The organism is Mycobacterium sp. FW102-FHT13B02, from assembly GCF_058790275.1.
The window spans coordinates 65,554-83,474 of sequence record NZ_JBYTCM010000017.1; the positions used below are offsets into that span (position 1 = coordinate 65,554).

The 17,921-nt window shown below is 63.3% G+C and carries 16 protein-coding genes and 2 pseudogenes; 8 read left to right on the forward strand and 10 right to left on the reverse strand.

Going from position 1 to position 17,921, the window contains the following annotated elements; all coding sequences use genetic code 11:
* Positions 1–69 precede the first annotated feature (69 nt).
* The 3 genes from AC3WTE_RS23865 to AC3WTE_RS23875 form a co-directional block, all read right to left on the reverse strand.
* A complete protein-coding gene (locus AC3WTE_RS23865; RefSeq protein ID WP_492441481.1) occupies positions 70–1,320 on the reverse strand; it encodes a YeeE/YedE thiosulfate transporter family protein in 1,251 nt (416 codons plus the stop codon).
* A 387-nt stretch (positions 1,321–1,707) separates the two neighbouring features.
* Positions 1,708–3,093, reverse strand: a complete 1,386-nt coding sequence (locus tag AC3WTE_RS23870; RefSeq protein ID WP_492441483.1) for an aspartate aminotransferase family protein — start codon at positions 3,091–3,093, stop codon at positions 1,708–1,710.
* A complete protein-coding gene (locus tag AC3WTE_RS23875) occupies positions 3,090–3,611 on the reverse strand; it encodes an Lrp/AsnC family transcriptional regulator (protein ID WP_492441484.1) in 522 nt (173 codons plus the stop codon). The genes AC3WTE_RS23870 and AC3WTE_RS23875 overlap by 4 nt, the downstream gene beginning before the upstream one ends.
* A 114-nt stretch (positions 3,612–3,725) precedes the next feature.
* Between AC3WTE_RS23875 and AC3WTE_RS23880 the strand changes: the two genes are divergently transcribed.
* A complete protein-coding gene (locus AC3WTE_RS23880; RefSeq protein WP_492441485.1) occupies positions 3,726–5,222 on the forward strand; it encodes a gamma-aminobutyraldehyde dehydrogenase in 1,497 nt (498 codons plus the stop codon).
* 844 nt (positions 5,223–6,066) lie between these two features.
* Positions 6,067–7,539 (forward strand): APC family permease, encoded by a 1,473-nt coding sequence (locus tag AC3WTE_RS23885; RefSeq protein ID WP_492441487.1) that lies wholly within the window; start codon positions 6,067–6,069, stop codon positions 7,537–7,539.
* A gap of 41 nt (positions 7,540–7,580) precedes the next feature.
* On the opposite strand, the gene AC3WTE_RS23890 is transcribed toward AC3WTE_RS23885, so the two are convergent.
* Entirely contained in the window at positions 7,581–7,820 is a 240-nt protein-coding gene (locus AC3WTE_RS23890) for a hypothetical protein (protein ID WP_492441489.1), read from the reverse strand.
* Positions 7,821–8,145: 325 nt separating this feature from the next.
* Positions 8,146–8,862, reverse strand: a complete 717-nt coding sequence (locus AC3WTE_RS23895; protein WP_492441490.1) for an SDR family oxidoreductase — start codon at positions 8,860–8,862, stop codon at positions 8,146–8,148.
* Between the two features lie 71 nt (positions 8,863–8,933).
* On the opposite strand from AC3WTE_RS23895, the gene AC3WTE_RS23900 reads away from it, so the two are divergent.
* Positions 8,934–9,809: a LysR family transcriptional regulator gene (locus AC3WTE_RS23900; protein WP_492441492.1), complete on the forward strand. Its 876-nt coding sequence runs from the start codon at positions 8,934–8,936 to the stop codon at positions 9,807–9,809.
* Between the two features lie 119 nt (positions 9,810–9,928).
* On the opposite strand, the gene AC3WTE_RS23905 is transcribed toward AC3WTE_RS23900, so the two are convergent.
* A complete protein-coding gene (locus tag AC3WTE_RS23905; RefSeq protein WP_492441494.1) occupies positions 9,929–11,239 on the reverse strand; it encodes a protoporphyrinogen/coproporphyrinogen oxidase in 1,311 nt (436 codons plus the stop codon).
* Positions 11,240–11,291: 52 nt separating this feature from the next.
* Positions 11,292–11,564 (reverse strand): annotated as a pseudogene (locus AC3WTE_RS23910) (molybdopterin-dependent oxidoreductase); the annotation flags it as partial.
* 407 nt (positions 11,565–11,971) lie between these two features.
* On the opposite strand from AC3WTE_RS23910, the gene fdxA reads away from it, so the two are divergent.
* The 5 genes and pseudogenes from fdxA to AC3WTE_RS23935 form a co-directional block, all read left to right on the forward strand.
* Entirely contained in the window at positions 11,972–12,316 is a 345-nt protein-coding gene (gene fdxA, locus AC3WTE_RS23915) for a ferredoxin (protein WP_492441496.1), read from the forward strand.
* Positions 12,316–12,954, forward strand: a complete 639-nt coding sequence (locus tag AC3WTE_RS23920) for a helix-turn-helix transcriptional regulator (protein WP_492441498.1) — start codon at positions 12,316–12,318, stop codon at positions 12,952–12,954. Before fdxA ends, AC3WTE_RS23920 begins: the two co-directional genes overlap by 1 nt.
* 383 nt (positions 12,955–13,337) lie before the next feature.
* The gene (locus AC3WTE_RS23925; protein ID WP_492441582.1) at positions 13,338–13,802 is read left to right on the forward strand and encodes a group III truncated hemoglobin; all 465 of its coding nucleotides are present in this window, start codon (positions 13,338–13,340) and stop codon (positions 13,800–13,802) included.
* The gene (locus tag AC3WTE_RS23930) at positions 13,765–14,127 is read left to right on the forward strand and encodes a DUF488 domain-containing protein (protein ID WP_492441500.1); all 363 of its coding nucleotides are present in this window, start codon (positions 13,765–13,767) and stop codon (positions 14,125–14,127) included. The genes AC3WTE_RS23925 and AC3WTE_RS23930 overlap by 38 nt, the downstream gene beginning before the upstream one ends.
* Before the next feature lie 135 nt (positions 14,128–14,262).
* Positions 14,263–14,772 (forward strand): annotated as a pseudogene (locus AC3WTE_RS23935) (4Fe-4S dicluster domain-containing protein); the annotation flags it as partial.
* Here AC3WTE_RS23935 and AC3WTE_RS23940 read toward each other — a convergent pair.
* The 3 genes from AC3WTE_RS23940 to AC3WTE_RS23950 form a co-directional block, all read right to left on the reverse strand.
* Complete coding sequence (locus AC3WTE_RS23940; RefSeq protein ID WP_492441584.1) at positions 14,735–15,088, reverse strand: carboxymuconolactone decarboxylase family protein; 354 nt, start codon at positions 15,086–15,088, stop codon at positions 14,735–14,737. The pseudogene AC3WTE_RS23935 and the gene AC3WTE_RS23940 sit on opposite strands and share 38 nt — an antisense overlap.
* Before the next feature lie 504 nt (positions 15,089–15,592).
* Entirely contained in the window at positions 15,593–16,738 is a 1,146-nt protein-coding gene (locus AC3WTE_RS23945) for a hypothetical protein (RefSeq protein WP_492441502.1), read from the reverse strand.
* Between the two features lie 117 nt (positions 16,739–16,855).
* Complete coding sequence (locus tag AC3WTE_RS23950) at positions 16,856–17,209, reverse strand: hypothetical protein (protein ID WP_492441503.1); 354 nt, start codon at positions 17,207–17,209, stop codon at positions 16,856–16,858.
* Positions 17,210–17,921 lie beyond the last annotated feature (712 nt).

A 17,921-nucleotide genomic window follows, 5' to 3' on the forward strand; every position in this document is an offset into this window, starting at 1 on the left:
CGGGAAGGTGGGCAGCCAACTTCCCGAATACCGGCAGTTGTCAGTCGCGAGGTAACCCGTTGTCACCGATTAGCGCGGCGCGGATTGGCTGGTCTGTGCGATTGCGGCAACCTGCCATCTCGCGTCGCGGTAGACATAGCGGGCCGTGATGACCATCGCCACCACCAACGAAGCTGTGAAGACCCAAGCGCTGACTGATAATTGGACGCCTCCGCTGAGAGTGTGCCCGCTCGTGCAACCACCGGCCATCCGAGCGCCGAAGAGGGTCAGGAACGATCCGCCGAACACCGCCGCCGCGCGCTTGCCAGGCGCTGGACCGAAGCGATTCCGCCACGACGGTGGGGTTACCGGGCGGAAGGCGGTAAACCGCCGGCTCAGGAAGTACGCGGATAGGAACGCGCCTATCAAGACGCCCAGATCGCTCAGCGGTTCCCAGCCGATAGTCGCGGCGACCTCCCGCGAGTAGGCGAAATTCGGCATGAATAGTTGTCCGACGACCCACGAGTAAGTCGTCGATTGCCCGAACTGTTGGCGCAGGAACAATGACAGTACTGCCAACATGGCGACCAGCGCGGCGGCGATTGCAGTGGTGCGCATCAAGAATCCGGGTTCTGTCACGCGGTCGCGAGAGAGCCGCCTCAGCAGTGCGTGTCGCGGGGCGGGGAGGGCACCTTCGTATAGGTATTCGGCGGTGTCGCGCGCCATTTCACGATCGTGGTCGTCAAGTGATGTGCCACCGATATCTCGCAAGCAACAATGCTTGCTGCCCCGGTAGCGGGGCAGGAAGTACAAAACACTCAGCGCCAGTACCGCGTACACCGCCGCGATGGCCAACATCCTGCCGGGAGCAACCTGGTGGATATTGCCTCCCGCGACGAGGTCGCCAAGGTTGCCCGCAGACACCAGCCAGTGTCCAAAGGGCGTGCTGTACAGGGCAGTCCATGCAGCGGCTCCCAGTAACCCGCCTGGTATCGCGGCCAGTGAATCACGGCGGCCTTCCCCCAGCGCCACGAGCGCCGTGCCCGGCAAGTAGCCGCTGACGGCAATGCCGATCCCGAACAAGATGCCGCCGGCCACCACGCCATAGAGATAGGTGGGCTTGGGCGAGAAGTGCATCGATACTCCGAGCGCGTACAGTCCGTAAAGGACGACGGCACCCACGGCGGTGACGAGAAGAAAGCACCCCAGCAAGAGTCTATCGACTAGTCGCGCTGCCCGAATGATGGTCTCGGGGTTCCCGATTCCCCATAGTGATGCCACGATCCCGAATCCGATGCCGATCAGCAGACCTACCCACAACGGCGCGGTAACACTGAGCATCGAGCAGTCCCCTTACCGGCTTAGTCTCGCTCAGCTGTATGCCGACCGGAGCGATGAATAGCAAGCGGTGTTTTGGCTGCGCCTTTTGTTCAGCGCATCCTCACGTCTAAATATACTATAGGGGGTATGGTATCGACCCGACTTGGTGTGGTACGTCACGGCATGCGTGAATCCGGGGTCGGTACTGCCAGCGGCTTGTGTCTGTGGTGCGCGCCTTGATGACGGGCTATCGCGGTGACCGCCGTCCCGCGGTCGCTACGACAGCCGCTGCCGCGATGCAGGCGGCGGAGTTTCGACAGTTTTGCCACGGAAATTCACCAGGTAATCGCCTGCCGAAGCGCGACTACGCCTGGGAATTTGCCGAACTGCCACCGCCGCCTCAAGCATCTACAGGCGGCGCCCCGCTTCGGTGAGGACGTTGTGCAGGATGCTGTAGATCTCGTCGAACTCCTTCTGACCGCTGATCAGCGGGGGAGCCAGCTGGATTACCGGATCGCCACGATCGTCCGCACGGCAGTACAGACCTGCCTCCCACAGTGCGGGGGTCAGGAAGCCGCGCAGCAGGCGCTCGGACTCTTCGCTGTCGAAGGTCTCCCTTGTGGTCTTGTCTTTTACGAGTTCGATGCCGTAGAAGAATCCCTCACCGCGGACATCGCCGACGATCGGAAGGTCGTACAGCTTCTCCAGTGTTGCCCTGAACATCGGGGCGTTCGCTTTCACGTGAGCATTGATGCCCTCGCGCTCGAAGATATCGAGGTTGGCCAGCGCCACCGCGGACGACACCGGGTGTCCGCCGAAGGTATAGCCATGGGCGAACATCGTCTTGCCGTCGTTGAAGGGTTCAAACAGGCGGTCGCTGGCGATCATCGCGCCGATCGGGGAGTAGCCCGATGTCAAACCCTTTGCGCTGGTGATGATGTCGGGGATGTAGCCGAAATCGTCGCAGGCGAACATCGAGCCGATGCGGCCGTAGGCGCAGATCACCTCGTCGGACACCAGGAGTACGTCGTACTGGTCGCAGATCTCACGGACGCGCTGAAAGTATCCCGGTGGTGGTGGGAAGCACCCGCCTGCGTTCTGCACTGGCTCCAGGAATACTGCGGCGACGGTATCGGGACCCTCGAATTCGATGGCCTCGGCGATGCGGTCGGCGCAGTACTGGCCGAATGCCTCCTGGTTGTGTGCGTAGGCATCGGGCGCCCGGTAGAAGTTGGTGTTCGGTGCGCGAAAGCCGCCGGGGGTGAGTGGTTCGAATGGCGCCTTGAATGCCGGGATGCCGGTGATCGCCAGTGCACCCTGAGGCGTTCCGTGATACGCGATGGAACGCGAAATGACCTTGTGCTTACCGGGCTTTCCGGTCAATTTGAAGAACTGTTTGGCCAGCTTCCAGGCACTCTCCACCGCCTCGCCGCCGCCAGTGGTGAAGAAGACTCGATTCAGGTCGCCTGGTGCATAGTTGGCGATGCGCTCGGCCAGTTCGATCGCGGGCGGAGTTGCGTAGGACCACAACGGGAAGAAGGACAGTTGCTCGGCCTGGCGGGCAGCCGCCGCCGCGAGTTCCTCGCGGCCGTGCCCGACCTGCACAACGAATAGGCCCGAAAGCCCGTCGATATAGCTTTTGCCGCGGTCGTCGAAGATGGTGACGCCCTCGCCGCGGGTGATGATGGGCGCGGCGATTTGCGCACCGTGCCGTGCGAAATGGCCCCATAGGTGGCGCTTGGCCTTGGCCGCTAGGTCGGTTGAAAGTGATTGTGCTGCTGCAGATGTTGTCATCGGGTTCCCCAATTGTATTGCTGTTTGACGAGTTTGAGGTAGACCAGCGTTTCGGTTGATAGCACCCCGGGTACGGCTCGAATCTTGGCGTTGAGTAGGTCGAGCAGGTGGCTGTCGTCTTCACAGACGACTTCGATGATGATGTCGAAGGTTCCGGCGGTCAGCACGACGTAGTCGACGGACTCGAGGGCGGCAAGTTTGTCGGCGACCTGGGTGGTATCGCCGGTGCAGCGAACGCCGATCATGGCCTGGCGTCCGAAGCCCATTTGAACGGGGTCCGTCACGGCGACGATCTGCATGACGCCGGCGTCGACCATCCGCTGGACACGCTGGCGCACGGCCGCTTCCGACAGGTCGACCGCTTTACCGATGCCGGCGTACGACTGCCTGCCATCCTGCTGCAGTTCCTCGATGATCGCTTTCGAGAGTTCGTCGAGCTGGAATGTGGCGCCGCCCCGAGATTGGTTGCTTCGCGTAGGCAGCGCAGCAGCATCGGGCTGTGCTTCTGGGATGGCCATGGCGTCGATTGTGCACGGATTTCGTTGTTCAATGCAAGCTGATCGACGGAATCAATCGTGAAGGCAATGTTTTGGAGTGGAATCCGTAATGATGTTGGGGTAGCGTGCAAGATCGTGAGTGCAGGTGGAGGCCAGGTCGTCGCAGGTAGTTTCATCAACGGAAAGACCGTGACAACGGCTGGGAGGCCGTTCGAGATCGTCAGTCCGGCCACGGGTGTTGTAGTGGCGTCATATGCGCTGGCGACGCCGGCCGATGTGGACGCTGCGGTGGCCGCCGCCCGCGCCGCACAGCCGAACTGGGCCCGGGCAACTCCGGCCGAGCGGGCCGCGGTTCTGGCGCGGTTGGCCCGACTGATCGCCGAGAACGCTGACGAGCTCGTGGACCAGGAGGTGAGCCAGACCGGTAAGCCGGTTCGGCTAGCGGCAAACTTCGACGTTCCCGGCAGCATTGACAACATCGACTTTTTTGCCGGTGCCGCCCGACACCTTGAGGGCAAAGCCTCCGCCGAGTACTCGGCCGATCACACCTCAAGCATCCGACGCGAAGCGGTCGGCGTGGTCGCCACCATCACGCCGTGGAACTATCCCCTGCAAATGGCGGTCTGGAAAGCACTGCCCGCCTTGGCGGCTGGATGTGCCGTCGTGATCAAACCCGCCGAGATCACTCCGCTGACCACGCTCACGCTGGCCAGGCTGGCCACCGAGGCCGGACTGCCCGAAGGCGTGCTCAATGTAGTGACCGGGCTGGGCGCGGACGTCGGCGCGGCACTGGCTGGACATCGCGATGTTGACATGGTGACGTTCACCGGCTCGACGGCTGTTGGTCGCCGGGTGATGACGGCGGCAGCAGCGCACGGCAACCGCACTCAGCTCGAACTGGGCGGCAAGGCGCCGTTCGTGGTGTTCGACGACGCCGATCTGGACGCCGCAGTCAACGGCGCGGTGGCTGCATCCCTCATCAACACTGGCCAGGACTGCACCGCGGCGACGCGCGCCATTGTGGCGAGGCCGCTGTACGACGACTTCGTGGCGGGCGTCGCCGAACTGTTCGAGAAAGCGGTCACCGGCGACCCCTATGACCCGCAAACCGACCTGGGACCGGTGGTATCGATGCCGCACAGGGCCAAGATTGCCGCGATGGTGGACCGCGCGCCGCAGCAGGGCGCCCGGATCGTCACCGGGGGTGCCCTGCCGGCGGGTCCCGGTTCGTTCTACCCACCCACATTGATCGCTGATGTCGCCGAGGATGCCGAGGTGTACCGCGACGAGATCTTCGGCCCCGTGCTGACCGCGCGGCCCTTCGTCGGCGACGATGATGCACTGCGGCAGGCCAACGACACCGAGTACGGGCTGGCGGCCTCGGCATGGACTCGCGACGTGTACAGGGCACAGCGGGCAGCGCGCGAAATCCAGGCCGGGTGCGTGTGGATCAATGATCACATCCCGATCATCTCCGAAATGCCACATGGCGGTTACGGCGCTTCCGGGTTCGGCAAAGACATGAGCGCCTATTCCTTTGAGGAATACTTGACGATCAAACACGTGATGAGCGATATCACCTCAGTTGCCGAAAAGGACTGGCACCGAATTGTTTTCGCCAAGCGGGGGTAGTCCGCGCGATCGCCGACGCTAACCCCAGGTGCGTGCCGCTCGTCGTCTCAGTGTCATGGGGTGGTGAAAGGTCGGATTCTCAGTTAGCGATCGAGTGCTATTGATCCGAATTGCGTTGCAATATGTTGCGCATGGGATATTAAGTGCTACGTGTGCCCGGCGAACGTGCCCACGTTTCTGTGAAACGCTGCGTTAATCATCGGTGCTGGCTCCGGTTACCTCGGATTGATAGCGTTCTTGGCTGTAAGTATCTGGCGAACCTAAGAAGTCCCGCCATCCGTCGAGTGTAACTGCCGCGCAGTGTGTTTCATCTTTTCTGGTCGTGAGGATTGATCGAGATGAGTAATGAACTGTTTACTGGGTTCGCCGAAATGGGATGGGACTACGCACCTTGGGAGAGTGAACCTGTGTTCTCCGCCAACGAGTTGCGGGTTATCCTAAATTCCGCACTGCCGGCAGCGGAGGTCGCTGAGCAGATCGGATGTGTTGAACACGACGTACTTAGGCTCCGCCGTATGGCGTACGAAAAGCGGAGCCATCAGCAATAATCCATGCGCGCGTTCGCTATTTCGAAGGTGATCGCGAACGCGCTCAACGCTGGCCGGCTGACTTCTGTGACAACCGACACGAATGACAGAGCAGTCTTGTTAGCGTACGTAACATTCGACGCAACTGCTTGTAACACCCTCACCCTAAGGTTGGTCGAGGGTGGCAGTGAACCGAAAGCGGTTGCCCCGCTAGGTCACTCCGACCTATCCACACATCATCCGTCGGCGCCGTAGCCGGCATGCGGTCCATGCCGTGTTGCCGTGGACCGACCAATCATCATCGAGGAGGCCGATCAATGCCGTCATTACCCAATGTCGAGCGGCTCGAGGAACTCAGAGATGCCCAGCAGAACTCAGATACCGGACTTGCCGCCGCCAGCATGACCGGTGTCGAGCTTGTCGCGCAGTCGACCGCAGGTATCGCGCCCAGCGCCGTAATGGTTTCCGGCGCAACCCTTGTGGCTGCGAGCGCCGGCGTAGGCACCTTGTATTCCTACGCCGTCTCCTTGTGCGTGCTGCTCCTGGTGGGCTGGTGCGTATCCCGGGCCGCGCGGCTGCGGCCGGGAGAGGACCTGCTCTCGCATATCACCGCCGCATTCGGCAGAGCGGTCGGGTTCGTCGGTTCGACCGGTCTCGCGTTCGGGTACCTGCTCATCTCTGTCGGCTGTGTCGCGCAATTCGCGCAGTACACCAAACCCCTTCTCGGAGTGGCTCCACCGACGAGCGCCGGCGCGCCCGCCACCTCGATTTCGGTCATGGTGGTCCTGGAGATCCTGTGCGTGGTCGGCGCGGCATGGATGATGATTCGCGGCGTCCGAATCTCCGCATGGACCGGCGTGGTGCTCGAGGTGCTCTCTATCGGAGCAATTCTGTTGGTGTGCACCATGGTTCTGCTTCGGCACGGGTTCAGTCTCGCGCCGCTCATGCCCACCGGAATCACCGTGCAACAGGTAGTTAGTGGCATGGTACTGGCGACCCTGGGTTTCGTCGGGTTCGAGTCGGCCGCCTGTTTGTCCGTCGAGGCCAAAGACCCACAACGGACAATCCCGCGGGCCGTCACGGGCAGTGCGCTCCTGGCCGGCGCGCTCTACCTGTACGCGTCTTACGCGCAGATCGTCGGATTCGGCGGTGCCGACAACCTGGCCGCCGATGCAACGCCTTTGAATACATTGGCCGATGGCCTTGGCGTGCATTGGCTTGCGCTGGCAATCGATCTGGGTGCGGTGGCCTCCAACTTCGCCTGTGTGACAGGCTCACTCACGGCGGCCAGTCGGGTGCTGCGATCGATGGGTGAATCGCAGCTGGTGCACCGCAAGGTCGCCGCGACGCATCCCACTCGTAAGACCCCGCACGTGGCGATCATCTTGCTCAGCGTCGCCGCCCTGATCGCCGCAATCGGCTTGGGAACCAGCGGAATCAACGAGCTCGATGTGTACTCCTACACCGGAACCCTGGGAACCTTCGGTTACATGATCGCCTACATGCTGATGGGGTTGGGCATCCCGGTTCTGGTCCGGCGCCTGGCGCCACAGACCAGCGTTACCGTCGCTGCCATCATCGGGATGACCGTCACGTGCTGCCTCGCGTATGTCTTTTACCGCAACGTGTATCCGATCCCGACCTGGCCCGTGGACTTGTTGCCGTGGATCTTCCTGGCTGTGCTGCTCGCGGCGGCCGCGTGGTATGTCGCGGGACCGGCCCGCATCGCGCGCAAACAGACCAGGGAATCGTCGTCGGCCGCGGAGCCGGCGCCCGAGCCCGCGAGGTGACGGTCAGGGCACTCGAATCGACTCGGAGCCGTCCCGGGCACCTAGCGTCGTGATTGCCGGCGACCGGTCGCTGCAACGGCCGCCACCGCGATGCAGACGGCGGCGCCGAGGAACGCGATGCGCCGCGATGGTCGACGATCCGGGCCGGCTGCGGGTGCTGCTTGTGCCGCAGCCACCCGCGCCGGTCCGCCGCCGCTCACCGCGGCCAGGGGATCGAGCACCCCGTGTCCCACCTGAGCGTTCCAGCCGTCCGCTCCCACATTGATCAACACTGCGGACAACAAGGATTGTTGGAAGCTACCGGCGAGTTAGCGACGTGTCACGGTGCAGCCGCGGCGCCGTTCGAGGATCCTGCCGATGGTGCTGACACGGGCGTAGCCCAACATCGAGTCATGTTTGGACTGTCTCACCGACTACCGACCATGGGGACTCGAGAAATGCGGTGTGAGAGAAAGGGAATGAGAGATCGCGACCCGGCCGACAGGTGAAGAGGGGAGTCCATGTCTCGTTTCTCTACGATGCGAAGCGATCTGTGGGTAGCGGACGGTTTATGCATCAAACCTCCCATGTCGTGTTGCCTGCCAGGTCTAGAGCCTGGATGGCGCATCAGACCAATAGGGAACCGCCCTCGACCGTGATGACGGCGCCGGTGCTGAAGGTCTGTTCCATGCAGTAGATGTAGGCGCGTACTGCGTCGTCTACTTCGCCGATGCGGGCCAGGGGAATTCGTTGTACCTCTCGGTCGTGCAAGGCCCTTCGATCGGCTTCGGGCATCGCATCCCATATCGGGGTGCGGATCATGCCCGGCGCGACCGCGTTGACGCGGATGGGCGCTAGCTCGAGCGCCAGCGCGGCGGTCAATGCGTTCATTGCGCCGCACAGGCTGGATGGGAGGGCACCGTAGCTGGGGTTCCACGCAGCCGTGCCACTGGTCAGCGTGATCGATCCGCCGGAGCGCAGCCGCGGTCCGAAAACCCGCGCTGCGCTGAGCGCCCCGATGAAACGCGTCTGAAAGAAGCCGTTGGCGACCGCTGGCGTGATGTCGGCCAGCGACGGCAACTCAAGCGGTTCGCCCGCGGTGTACACCAGATGATCAATCTCGCCGACGTCGGCGGCCAGCTGGTCGAGGGCTGAGGGGGCGGTCAGGTCGATGGTCGCGCCGCGCGCTCCGCTGGGCAACTCCGCCAGCGTGCGGTCGACGCTGGCTTGACGGCGTGACGCGACGATCGGGGTGGCACCGCCTTTGGCAACGGCGTGTGCCACGCCCAGGCCGATGCCCGAGGTGCCGCCGATGACGAGGACGTTCGTGTTCTCAAGACCCATGACTTCACGGTCCGCCTCGAAGAGGGTGCTCGTCCAAGACCCTTTTCGTCGCCTGGCGATACCCTTGGGGTATGACGGGCACCGACCTGGACATGCGTAAGCTGCGGTACTTCGTCGCCGTCGCCGAGGAGCTGAACTTCGGGCGCGCCGCGCAGAGGCTGCACATCGCCCAGCCGGTGCTATCCCGACAGATCCGGGCCTTCGAGGTCGAGCTCGGCGTCCGACTGCTCAACCGCGATACTCGTGGCACCACACTCACCGCCGCCGGTAGCCAGCTGTTGCAGGACGCACGGTTCCTGCTCTCGGAGGCACAGGCACTGCGGGAGAAGCTGTTTCGCGTAGCCGTTCCCACGCGCGTCGTGCGGGTCGGCGTGATGCCAGGGCTGTTGGCGACCACCGCCGTGCGGACTTTCGAATCGGCGAACCCCGCCCACCGCGCCGAGGTCGTCCCGATTGGTGCCACCGAGCAGCTCGACGCGGTGCGCGACGGCACCCTCGACGTGGTCTATGCGCGCGAGCCCATCGACCACCGCGGGCTGGGAGCCGTTGCCCTCCTCGAAGAACCACGGGACGCGCTGCTGCCCGCCGACGACCCCCTTGCCGGCCGACGGTCAGTGCGGCTGGCCGAGTTGGGCTCACACTGCCCTTTGCAGAATCCTTCCTTAATTCCGGAGTGGTACGCCGTCGCGACGCCCGAGCGCCGGCGCGCCACTCCCCGCCCCGCGACCTCCATGGAGGAGAAACTTGAGCGCGTCGCCGCGCACGAGGGCTTCGCGATCCTGCCGCGGTCGGCAACGGCGTTCTACCGGCGGCCTGACGTGTGCGTCGTACCCATCGAGGACATGCCACCTGGTGGGGTCACGCTGATCTGGGATGCCGCTGCCGCCGACCCCGTCCGCGACGCATTCGTCGCCGCTGCAGTTGCCTCCGCCGCTCACACGGTCTGACCCGCGGCATATCAACGCAGCGAAGAAGTACCTACGTCCGAGGCTGAATCTGAGCCGTCTTCAATCTTTAGATGTGAGACCTGCAGCGGACGTCCGAGGCCGCCGGGAAGCGAACCGGGTTAGGCAGCAAGGAGACGGCTGGCGGCCCTGCGTCCGGCGAGCACCGCCGATTCTTGTGAGGGTAAGGCCATGTAGTCGCCTGCGATTTGGACTCGGCCGTCGACCGGATAACGGTCAAGAAATTTCTGGAGGGCTTTGTAATACCCGACATCGGCTTGGCTAGCGGCATGTTGCCAACGCTTGAGGTGGGCACCTTGATAGTGGTCGCGAAGCTCAGGGAACAAGCGCTCGATCAGATCGCGGGCCGTGGTCGTCAACCGTTCCTCGCTCCAGTTCATTGAGTCGATACCAGGCTGTTCAGGGAAAAATCCAGTGATGAGGCTCGCTCCTGCCGGGGCGCGATCAGGTGCCTTGACATGCTCCAGGAACAGGCTGCTTATTTCGGCGGAAGCCGCCTTTGGCACCATCACGAGGAACGGGTCCGTCTGGGGACGCCTGGAGTACTTGAGCTGTACAGAGCAACAACCCGAGTCGGTCGACTTTGAAAGTACCTCGGCTCCAAGTGCTTTCAGCGGCTCGTATATGTCGAGGACAGTTCGCAATGGCGTTGCGATGACACATGCGTCCGCATGCTCGCACGCCGCGATCCCAGCCGCGTTTCGGTAATGGACTTCGATTGCTTCATCGGCATCTAACACTCGACTGACCGGCGAATTCACGCGCACGTCGAGGTTCTCGGCCAACTTCAGGGGCAGGAGTTGCAAACCGCCCTTTAGCGTCTGCATCTTCCCCGACGCGGTGATCGCACCGGCAAGAAAACCGACGACCGACGCCTCATCAGGAGTGCTGGACACCATCGAGCGTGTGATGCCGTCGATTATCAAGTCGTTGAGCTCGCGTCCGAATATTCGCTCGATATAACTCTCGATGGACTCGGTGTCATAGTGGACCCGATTACTCAGGTCATACGGGTTCATGCCTGTGAGCGGCTTGATCAGACGCATGCCGCGTGCGAGCAACTGCAGCTTGGCAGCAGAGGGCAGAAGCTTAGTCGTCAGAAATGACCGAAGAGGCTTGCGCAAATCCAGAATATGAAGCTCACTACCCTTCACCACGGCTAATTTTGGTGGGCAGTCAATCAACTTGTCCGACAGGCCCACGTCGCGAACCAGCTCCATATATTCGGTGTAGTTGTCGGTCACGATGGTGGGTCCGACATCGAACAGAAACCCGTCTTCAACCTCGGACAACACCCGGCCCCCGACCCGGTCGAGAGCTTCTAACACTGTGACCTGACAGCCCTGCTCACGCAGCCTATATGCGGCGCTCAAACCGGCCAGTCCACTCCCGACAACGACCACACGCTTCATAGCGGTTTCTCCTCAGCGGCCTCCGAGCCTCTTGATCGTAACGCCCGCAGCGGCCCCGTACGTAGCGATAGCGCACCCGCGTGGGCGAGTAGGTGTACCAGGAAAATGACGCCTCCCTGGGGCATCCGCGGGGCTCGTATCCGGGGCTGTCCGGGCCTATCGACGGGTAGCCGGTCTGCTGGGTCTCCCAGGTGATGATGCCGTCCTTGACGAAGACCTTCCGCGAGCACGACCCGGTGCAATTCACCCCGTGCGTCGAGCGCACCTCCTTATCGTGGCGCCACCGCTCGCGGTAGAACTCCTCGGCTCCCCGTCCACCGCGGCGCTGCCGCGCTTGAAAACCCGTCCAGCACAACTGATCACGTGCCGGGTAACAACAGAGAAGGGTCGTAATGAACACCGATGTGTTTCGTGCACCGTCGCGCTTCGGGACAACGCACCCTGGGCTGCCGATAACTCATGTGGCCCACTGAGGCTGAATCTGATTGGCGTGCATCGCCGAGCGGCTGCGTCGTTATGACAGTGCGGCATACACCCACACCGAAGGTGGGGTCACGTTTCTCGAGGGCTGCGACCCCGACGGCGGGAGGATCATCGTCGCCCGGCGTCGCGAATTCTCGTTCTGCACGATCGGCGCCGGTCATCCCCGGCATCACGATGTGGGCCCGGCGACTTCATCGGGCAGCCCTTGAACCCTAGTTTTTACAACTACTGTTTGTGTAAACTCCGGTTATGGCATACGTGATCGGCAAGGCCTGTGTGGACGTCACGGACCGCGCGTGCGTGGAAGAGTGCCCCGTGGACTGCATCTACGAGGGCGGCCGGGCACTGTATATCCACCCCGAAGAATGTGTGGATTGCGGTGCGTGCGAACCGGTGTGCCCGGTCGAGGCGATCTACTACGAAGACGATCTGCCCGCCGACGAAAGTGAGCACCTCGGCGACAACGCGACCTTCTTCTCCGCCACCCTCCCGGGCCGCGACCGCCCGCTTGGATCGCCAGGTGGTGCCGCGAAGATCGGCCCGCTCGGGGTGGACACCCCGCTGGTGACCGGCATGCCGCCACGGGAGCAGTGATGGCCGGCCGACGGGACGAGGTATTCGCAGTTTTACAGGGCGCGACCGAGCCGCTGAGCATCACCGCAATCGCCGACGCGTTGGGGATTCATCCCAACACCGCGCGTTTCCATCTGGATGTGCTGGCCAAGACCGGCCAAGTCGAACGCGTCGAGACCGAGCCCGCTAAACCGGGGCGTCCGGCGTCGATGTTCCGCGCAGCCGCGGGCATGAACCCGGCCGGGTTCCGCGACTATCGGATGCTGGCCGGCGTCCTGGCCGATGCGCTCGCCCGCGAGCCCGCTGCCGTACGTCGGTCCGCGGCCGCCGGGCACGCATGGGCCGAACACGCCGCCGAGCCCGTCACAACACCCCATCGGCAGCAGGCTGTCGATCGGCTCACCGGGTTGCTCAGTGAACTGGGATTCGACCCCGAGATACGGCCTGGGGCAACCGATGTCGGCGAGATCGGGTTACGCAGCTGCCCGTTCCTGGAGCTAGCGCGGGTCCGCAGCGACGTGGTGTGCTCGATACATCTTGGGCTGATGCAGGGCGCCTTGGCGACCTGGGATGCACCCATCACCGTGAACGAGCTCACCCCGTTCGCTCAACCAGATCGATGCGTGGCACATCTGGCTGCCGTGAAGAAGGCGTCATGAGTACCGATGCGGGTGCTGGCATGAGCAACCGACCCCGCCGTTTCGCGGCGACTATGGCACCGCCATCCCCGGTGCGACTCACCGAGTGTGAGCTAAACAGCATCGCTTGGCAGTTTCTCGGGTCGGAATTCACCGGCCTCCGCTACGCCGATTGGCCCGTCGAACGCCGCATCGACGCCTATCTGGGACGACGGGGCATGAATCACCTCATCAATAACGGCGACGCCTACGACGCTGTCCTGCAACACATCATGACCAATATTGGTCCCGCACTACGGGCCGGCATTTTGGCCAAAGCGACATGGCTGACATCACGACGCCACCACAGCGAAACGCCTGTCGCAGCGGAGCCATCCCCGCAGCCACGCCGAAGCCGCGACGCGATGCTGCAATCAGCGCTTCCCCCCGGTCGTGGCCCGACCGACATCGTCAATCGGGCCGATGTCGAGGCGCTACTGAGCAGGTTCTACGGTCGCGTGTTTCGCGACGAAGTCCTCGCTGAGCCGTTTGCGGAGATCCGCAGCCGCGGCCTGCAATCCCACCTTCCCGTGATGTGTGACTTTTGGGAGACCGTGCTGTTTCGTGCCGGCCTGTACCGACGCAATGCTTTGAGCGCTCACCGACTCGTCCACGCCCGCACCCCGCTGACCGCGCAGCATTTCACGCGCTGGCTTGAGCTGTGGAACTCCACCACCGACGAAATGTATCGGGGACCGGTCGCTGAGCACGCCAAGATTCAAGCCGCCCGGATCGCCTCTGCCATGCAGCGGCGCCTCGTGGCGTCAACCCAAACACCCCGAGAGGAATGTCATGACAGCACACAACATTCGGGTACGCCGAATCTATGAGGAACCAAGCGGTGGTGACGGCGTACGCGTGCTCGTCGACCGGATCTGGCCGCGCGGCATGACCAAAGCCCGTGCCCATCTCGATCAGTGGTTAAAAGATGTCGCCCCGTCCACCGAGTTGCGCAAGTGGTATCACCACGATCCGGCCAGATTCGACGAGTTCACCCGCCGCTACCGTGACGAGCTCGTGGATGCCGAACACGTCGCGGCGCTCGCCGAACTGCGCACTCTGGCCGAACAGGGCACCGTAACTCTGCTTACCGCTACCACCGACGCCGATCACAGCGAAGCCGCGGTCCTGGCCGACCTGATACGCGGGCATTGATTACCAACTTGCAGAAGAACCGACTGATGACCATCGGCGCTTGAGAAATGCGCCGTCGGATGAGGCGGTGATCGGAACTTCACGACGAAGTGTCAGAACCATGCGTCCGCGCGTGATAGGTGGAATGGTGGGCCTATGGGCACAGCGGTGATCGACGTCGCCGGATTGCAGCAATTGGTGTCGGTCTTGATCGAGCAGGGCTATCGCGTGGTCGGCCCCACGTTGTCCGATGATGCGATTGTGCTCGCCGAGTTGAGTTCCGTCGAGGATCTGCCGCGTGGCTGGGGTGTGGACGTCGGGCCCGGGCACTATCGCCTACGCCGCCGCGGCGACAACGCCCTGTTTGGTCATTCGGCCGGTCCGCAGACTTGGAAGCAGTTCCTGCACCCGCCGCGCCAGAAGCTGTGGTCTTCAGGCGCAGACGAGCGGGGCGCTTCGGGGAGCGATCCCGACTGTGCCGAGCCCGAAGAAAGTCCCCGGTATGCCTTCATCGGGGTGCGGGCGTGCGACCTGTCGGCCATCGCGATGCTCAACGGCGTGCTTGGCGTCGGCCCGCACCCGGATCGCGGCTTTGTTGGCCGATTGCGGCGGATCTTCGTGGTAGCCGTCAATTGCACCGAGCCCGGCGGACTCTGTTTCTGCGCGTTTCGCCATCTACGACACCTTCGCCGACCTGCCGAAGCTCCCCGGAGTGAAACGCGCAGCAATAGGCACATCCGACGAGCTGGGCGACGCGGAGCTCGGCCAGGGCGACCAGCGTCTCGTCGATCTCGGAGACGCGAATGGCGTGGTGGGCCTTGTAGAGGTGGCCGATGACGTCCTTGGAGATCGACTTGTAGTCCACCGAGATTCGCTCCTTGAGCCTGCGTCCAGCGCCATTCGCTGGATGGTCGCATTGGGCCAACCCCCAGACGACGCGCAATATTCCTGGGGCCAATTCGAGAAGCCCCGGTGGGGCCATTCTCAGGTTGGCATCGTCTCGCGGGCCCACGTCACGTCATCGCGTGTTCTCCGATCGCGCGCGCCTGCTGGACCATCTTCCGAATTAGGTGCAGCAACCCCAAAGGCTGTCATCGTCGAGACCTCCCACTCGCGGGGCACCGCAAACTCTTCACCGACGGCATCCCTATCGAACGCTCGAAACTGATGAGCGTCGACCCCTACCGCCTTGGCCTGCAGTGTCATATAGGCAACCGCCTGACCCAGGTCATACCGCGAGATGCCGCCACTTCGGTCACTAACGGTGGGGCCAAAACAAGCCGCCAACCTGGGGCCACTCATGGTTGACATAGCCAGACGCCTTTGCTGCTGCCAATCGGTCGGTCTCGTACGACAACCACAAGGAAAGGGGTGTCGTGCACGTTCTGACCCAGCGCGTAATCGTCAATGAGAAGTGGGGGCGCACCGCGCTCGTGCGGTGCGCCCCCGTTCCTGCTCGTGCTCGTTGAGATGACCGTATCTTGGGTCAGCTATGCATTGCCGCCGGTCGTGATGCGGCGTCGTGTGCGCCGGCGCTGGCGTGACTGTTGGACGAGCCACTCTCGCCGCCCGCCCCGGATCCGTTGTTGCCCTTGGCGATCGAGGTGGGTGCCGGGCCGCTCTTGGATGTGGCCGCCTCCCCCGCCGCATGAGGCTTGGTCCCGTCGAATCCGGTGTTGCCGGGCTGGGCCTTGGTCCCGGTTGTTGTGCCGGTCCGGTCGCCGGGCCGGTGCGTGTTTGTCGTGGGTGAGACCGTGACCGGCCCGCCGGCTACCTGGTCCGCTGGGTTGCCGGTGGTGGTTTTACCCGACAGAGTTTGGCTGTCGGTGGCCGGGTTGCCGCTGGGCGGTGTCGTTGCCGTGGCGTTTGGCGTGGTCAGCCGGGTGGTTGCTTGCTGTGACGGGGGCTGTGCCGCGGTGTGATCAATTGCGTTACCCGCGTTGGCATCAGCGGTCGACGCGGTGGCCCGGCTGGCCACCGGTGGCGGTGTTTGGCCTGCGCCGGCCGCCGCGGCGCCGGGCTGCGTCGCGGTCATCGTGTTGGCAGTGACGCTGAGCGTGACGGCCGGCAGAGCGGCACTGGGCGGTGTGGTCACATCCAGGACGGAGCCGCCCGGCGCCGCCGCCGTTGGGGCGCCGTCGGTCGCCTTAGCCGACGCCGTGGCCAGCATTGGATGTATTGGGGCGGGCAGCACAGCGTGCAAGACGGTCGTAACGAGGCCGGCGAACGCGTTGTACGCCTGACTAATCAGGCCACGCGTACCGGTCGACAAGTCATCACCAAGGGGCGACGGCAAGACTCGGCCTGCCGCTACGAACGGGCTCGCCAGGGCTGAAACCAACGACGACATGGAAAAGCCCGGGTTCAATACGCCGTAAACGAGGCCGCTGAGCAGGCCGGGTATGTTGGCCGGGTTCGCGATGGCGGCCTCGATCGCCCTGTCCACTTGCGCGGGCTCCTGCCCTAGCCACGACGCGGCCCTGGCGATCGACACCAGTGGCGATATGACGGCCACGCTGGAGGCCCATAACAGCCGGTCCACAGCATTGTTCTCGACGAAGTCGCCGAACGCCTGGGCGCCCGGCGTTGGATCGGGCAGGTTGGCCAGTGCCCCGGTGATGAGGTTGTTCAACGCGTTGACCGCGTTGAGGATGACACCCTGATCCGTGCCGGTTGGGCCCAGCGGGGGCGGCAGCAGTCGAGCCAGCGGTTGCAGGACGCCGTAGTTGAACTGCGCGAGTGGGCTGACTCAGAACGCTTGGTTCGGGTTGAGGTAGTCATTTACTAGCAGGCTGGCCAGACTCGGGATCAACGAAGGATTGCCGAGCGCGGTACCCGCGAGCTGCGCCACCTCGAACGGCAGAACAGCAATCGATTCTCCGGCGATTATCACCGATGTTGACGCGGCGTTAACGACGGTCGCGAAGTTGTCGAGGAGGCCGGTGACCACCGAGGTCGGCTTGACGGCGACGGCGCGCAGCGGAGCGGCGACGTCGTGGGCGGGTGCGGCGACGGGCGTTATCGCGATGACGCTGGCACCGACGATTGCCAAACCCGTTGTGACATAAGGACGCAGATAGGGACGCAGTGTTGCAGTGGTCATGCTGAATTCCTCGAGTTATTTGTGAAGGTTCGCTATTAGCTGCTTGCTATGACGGAGACGTTAGGTTGCTCGAAAAGACATCCCTTAGGGGACTAAGGCCCCCAGTGGGGGAGGAAAGTCATTTGCGGGCCATCCGTGAGCACGCCGGCCGGTGGCCTGGCGCCAGCCGAATGGCTGTGCGGTGGTCTGGCTAATGACCAAGGACTACATCAGATTAACCAGCCAGACCAATGTGCCCATTGGGTGTCAATCGGGAGAATGTCGACATAAACCGGCAACATCGCGGCCCTGATGAAGTTTGCTGAGATGAACGCGATATTGGCGGTGTGACAGTGTCCGCGAACGCTGTAATCGTTGCAGTTCAGTCACATGGAATGTGACACCGCGTTTGAGTACGGACACCGCGATGCGGTGCAGTAGGTGCGCTGTCGTGACACCAAGTGTCAAGCGGACGTCGGTGCAGTGATAGGCGTGAGTATCGTCGTCAGTCCAGGTGCGGTTGGCGATGCGGTGCTGCACCTAGCCGGGGCGGAACCATTCGACCAGTAGTTCGGTGGCGGGCCGGTTGCGAATCAGGCTGGCGATCAAAGAGATGCCGAAGACCATGCCGGGGATGTGCTGGCCGAACATCGTGGTGACGGGGGATTGCGACAGTAATCCCCAACGGCAGGGTGACGCCGTCGGCGGCGAGCAGGAACGCGGCGATGGGATG

Excerpts from the sequence above, each read along its gene's own strand:
- fdxA (WP_492441496.1), top strand. The coding sequence starts at position 11,972 with ATGGCATACGTGATCGGCAAGGCCTGTGTGGACGTCACGGACCGCGCG.
- AC3WTE_RS23865 (WP_492441481.1), bottom strand. The coding sequence starts at position 1,320 with ATGCTCAGTGTTACCGCGCCGTTGTGGGTAGGTCTGCTGATCGGCATC.
- AC3WTE_RS23905 (WP_492441494.1), bottom strand. The coding sequence starts at position 11,239 with ATGAAGCGTGTGGTCGTTGTCGGGAGTGGACTGGCCGGTTTGAGCGCC.
- AC3WTE_RS23900 (WP_492441492.1), top strand. The coding sequence starts at position 8,934 with ATGACGGGCACCGACCTGGACATGCGTAAGCTGCGGTACTTCGTCGCC.
- AC3WTE_RS23875 (WP_492441484.1), bottom strand. The coding sequence starts at position 3,611 with ATGGCCATCCCAGAAGCACAGCCCGATGCTGCTGCGCTGCCTACGCGA.
- AC3WTE_RS23930 (WP_492441500.1), top strand. The coding sequence starts at position 13,765 with ATGACAGCACACAACATTCGGGTACGCCGAATCTATGAGGAACCAAGC.
- AC3WTE_RS23940 (WP_492441584.1), bottom strand. The coding sequence starts at position 15,088 with ATGGCCCCACCGGGGCTTCTCGAATTGGCCCCAGGAATATTGCGCGTC.
- AC3WTE_RS23925 (WP_492441582.1), top strand. The coding sequence starts at position 13,338 with ATGCTGCAATCAGCGCTTCCCCCCGGTCGTGGCCCGACCGACATCGTC.
- AC3WTE_RS23920 (WP_492441498.1), top strand. The coding sequence starts at position 12,316 with ATGGCCGGCCGACGGGACGAGGTATTCGCAGTTTTACAGGGCGCGACC.
- AC3WTE_RS23895 (WP_492441490.1), bottom strand. The coding sequence starts at position 8,862 with ATGGGTCTTGAGAACACGAACGTCCTCGTCATCGGCGGCACCTCGGGC.
- AC3WTE_RS23885 (WP_492441487.1), top strand. The coding sequence starts at position 6,067 with ATGCCGTCATTACCCAATGTCGAGCGGCTCGAGGAACTCAGAGATGCC.
- AC3WTE_RS23950 (WP_492441503.1), bottom strand. The coding sequence starts at position 17,209 with ATGACCACTGCAACACTGCGTCCCTATCTGCGTCCTTATGTCACAACG.
- AC3WTE_RS23870 (WP_492441483.1), bottom strand. The coding sequence starts at position 3,093 with ATGACAACATCTGCAGCAGCACAATCACTTTCAACCGACCTAGCGGCC.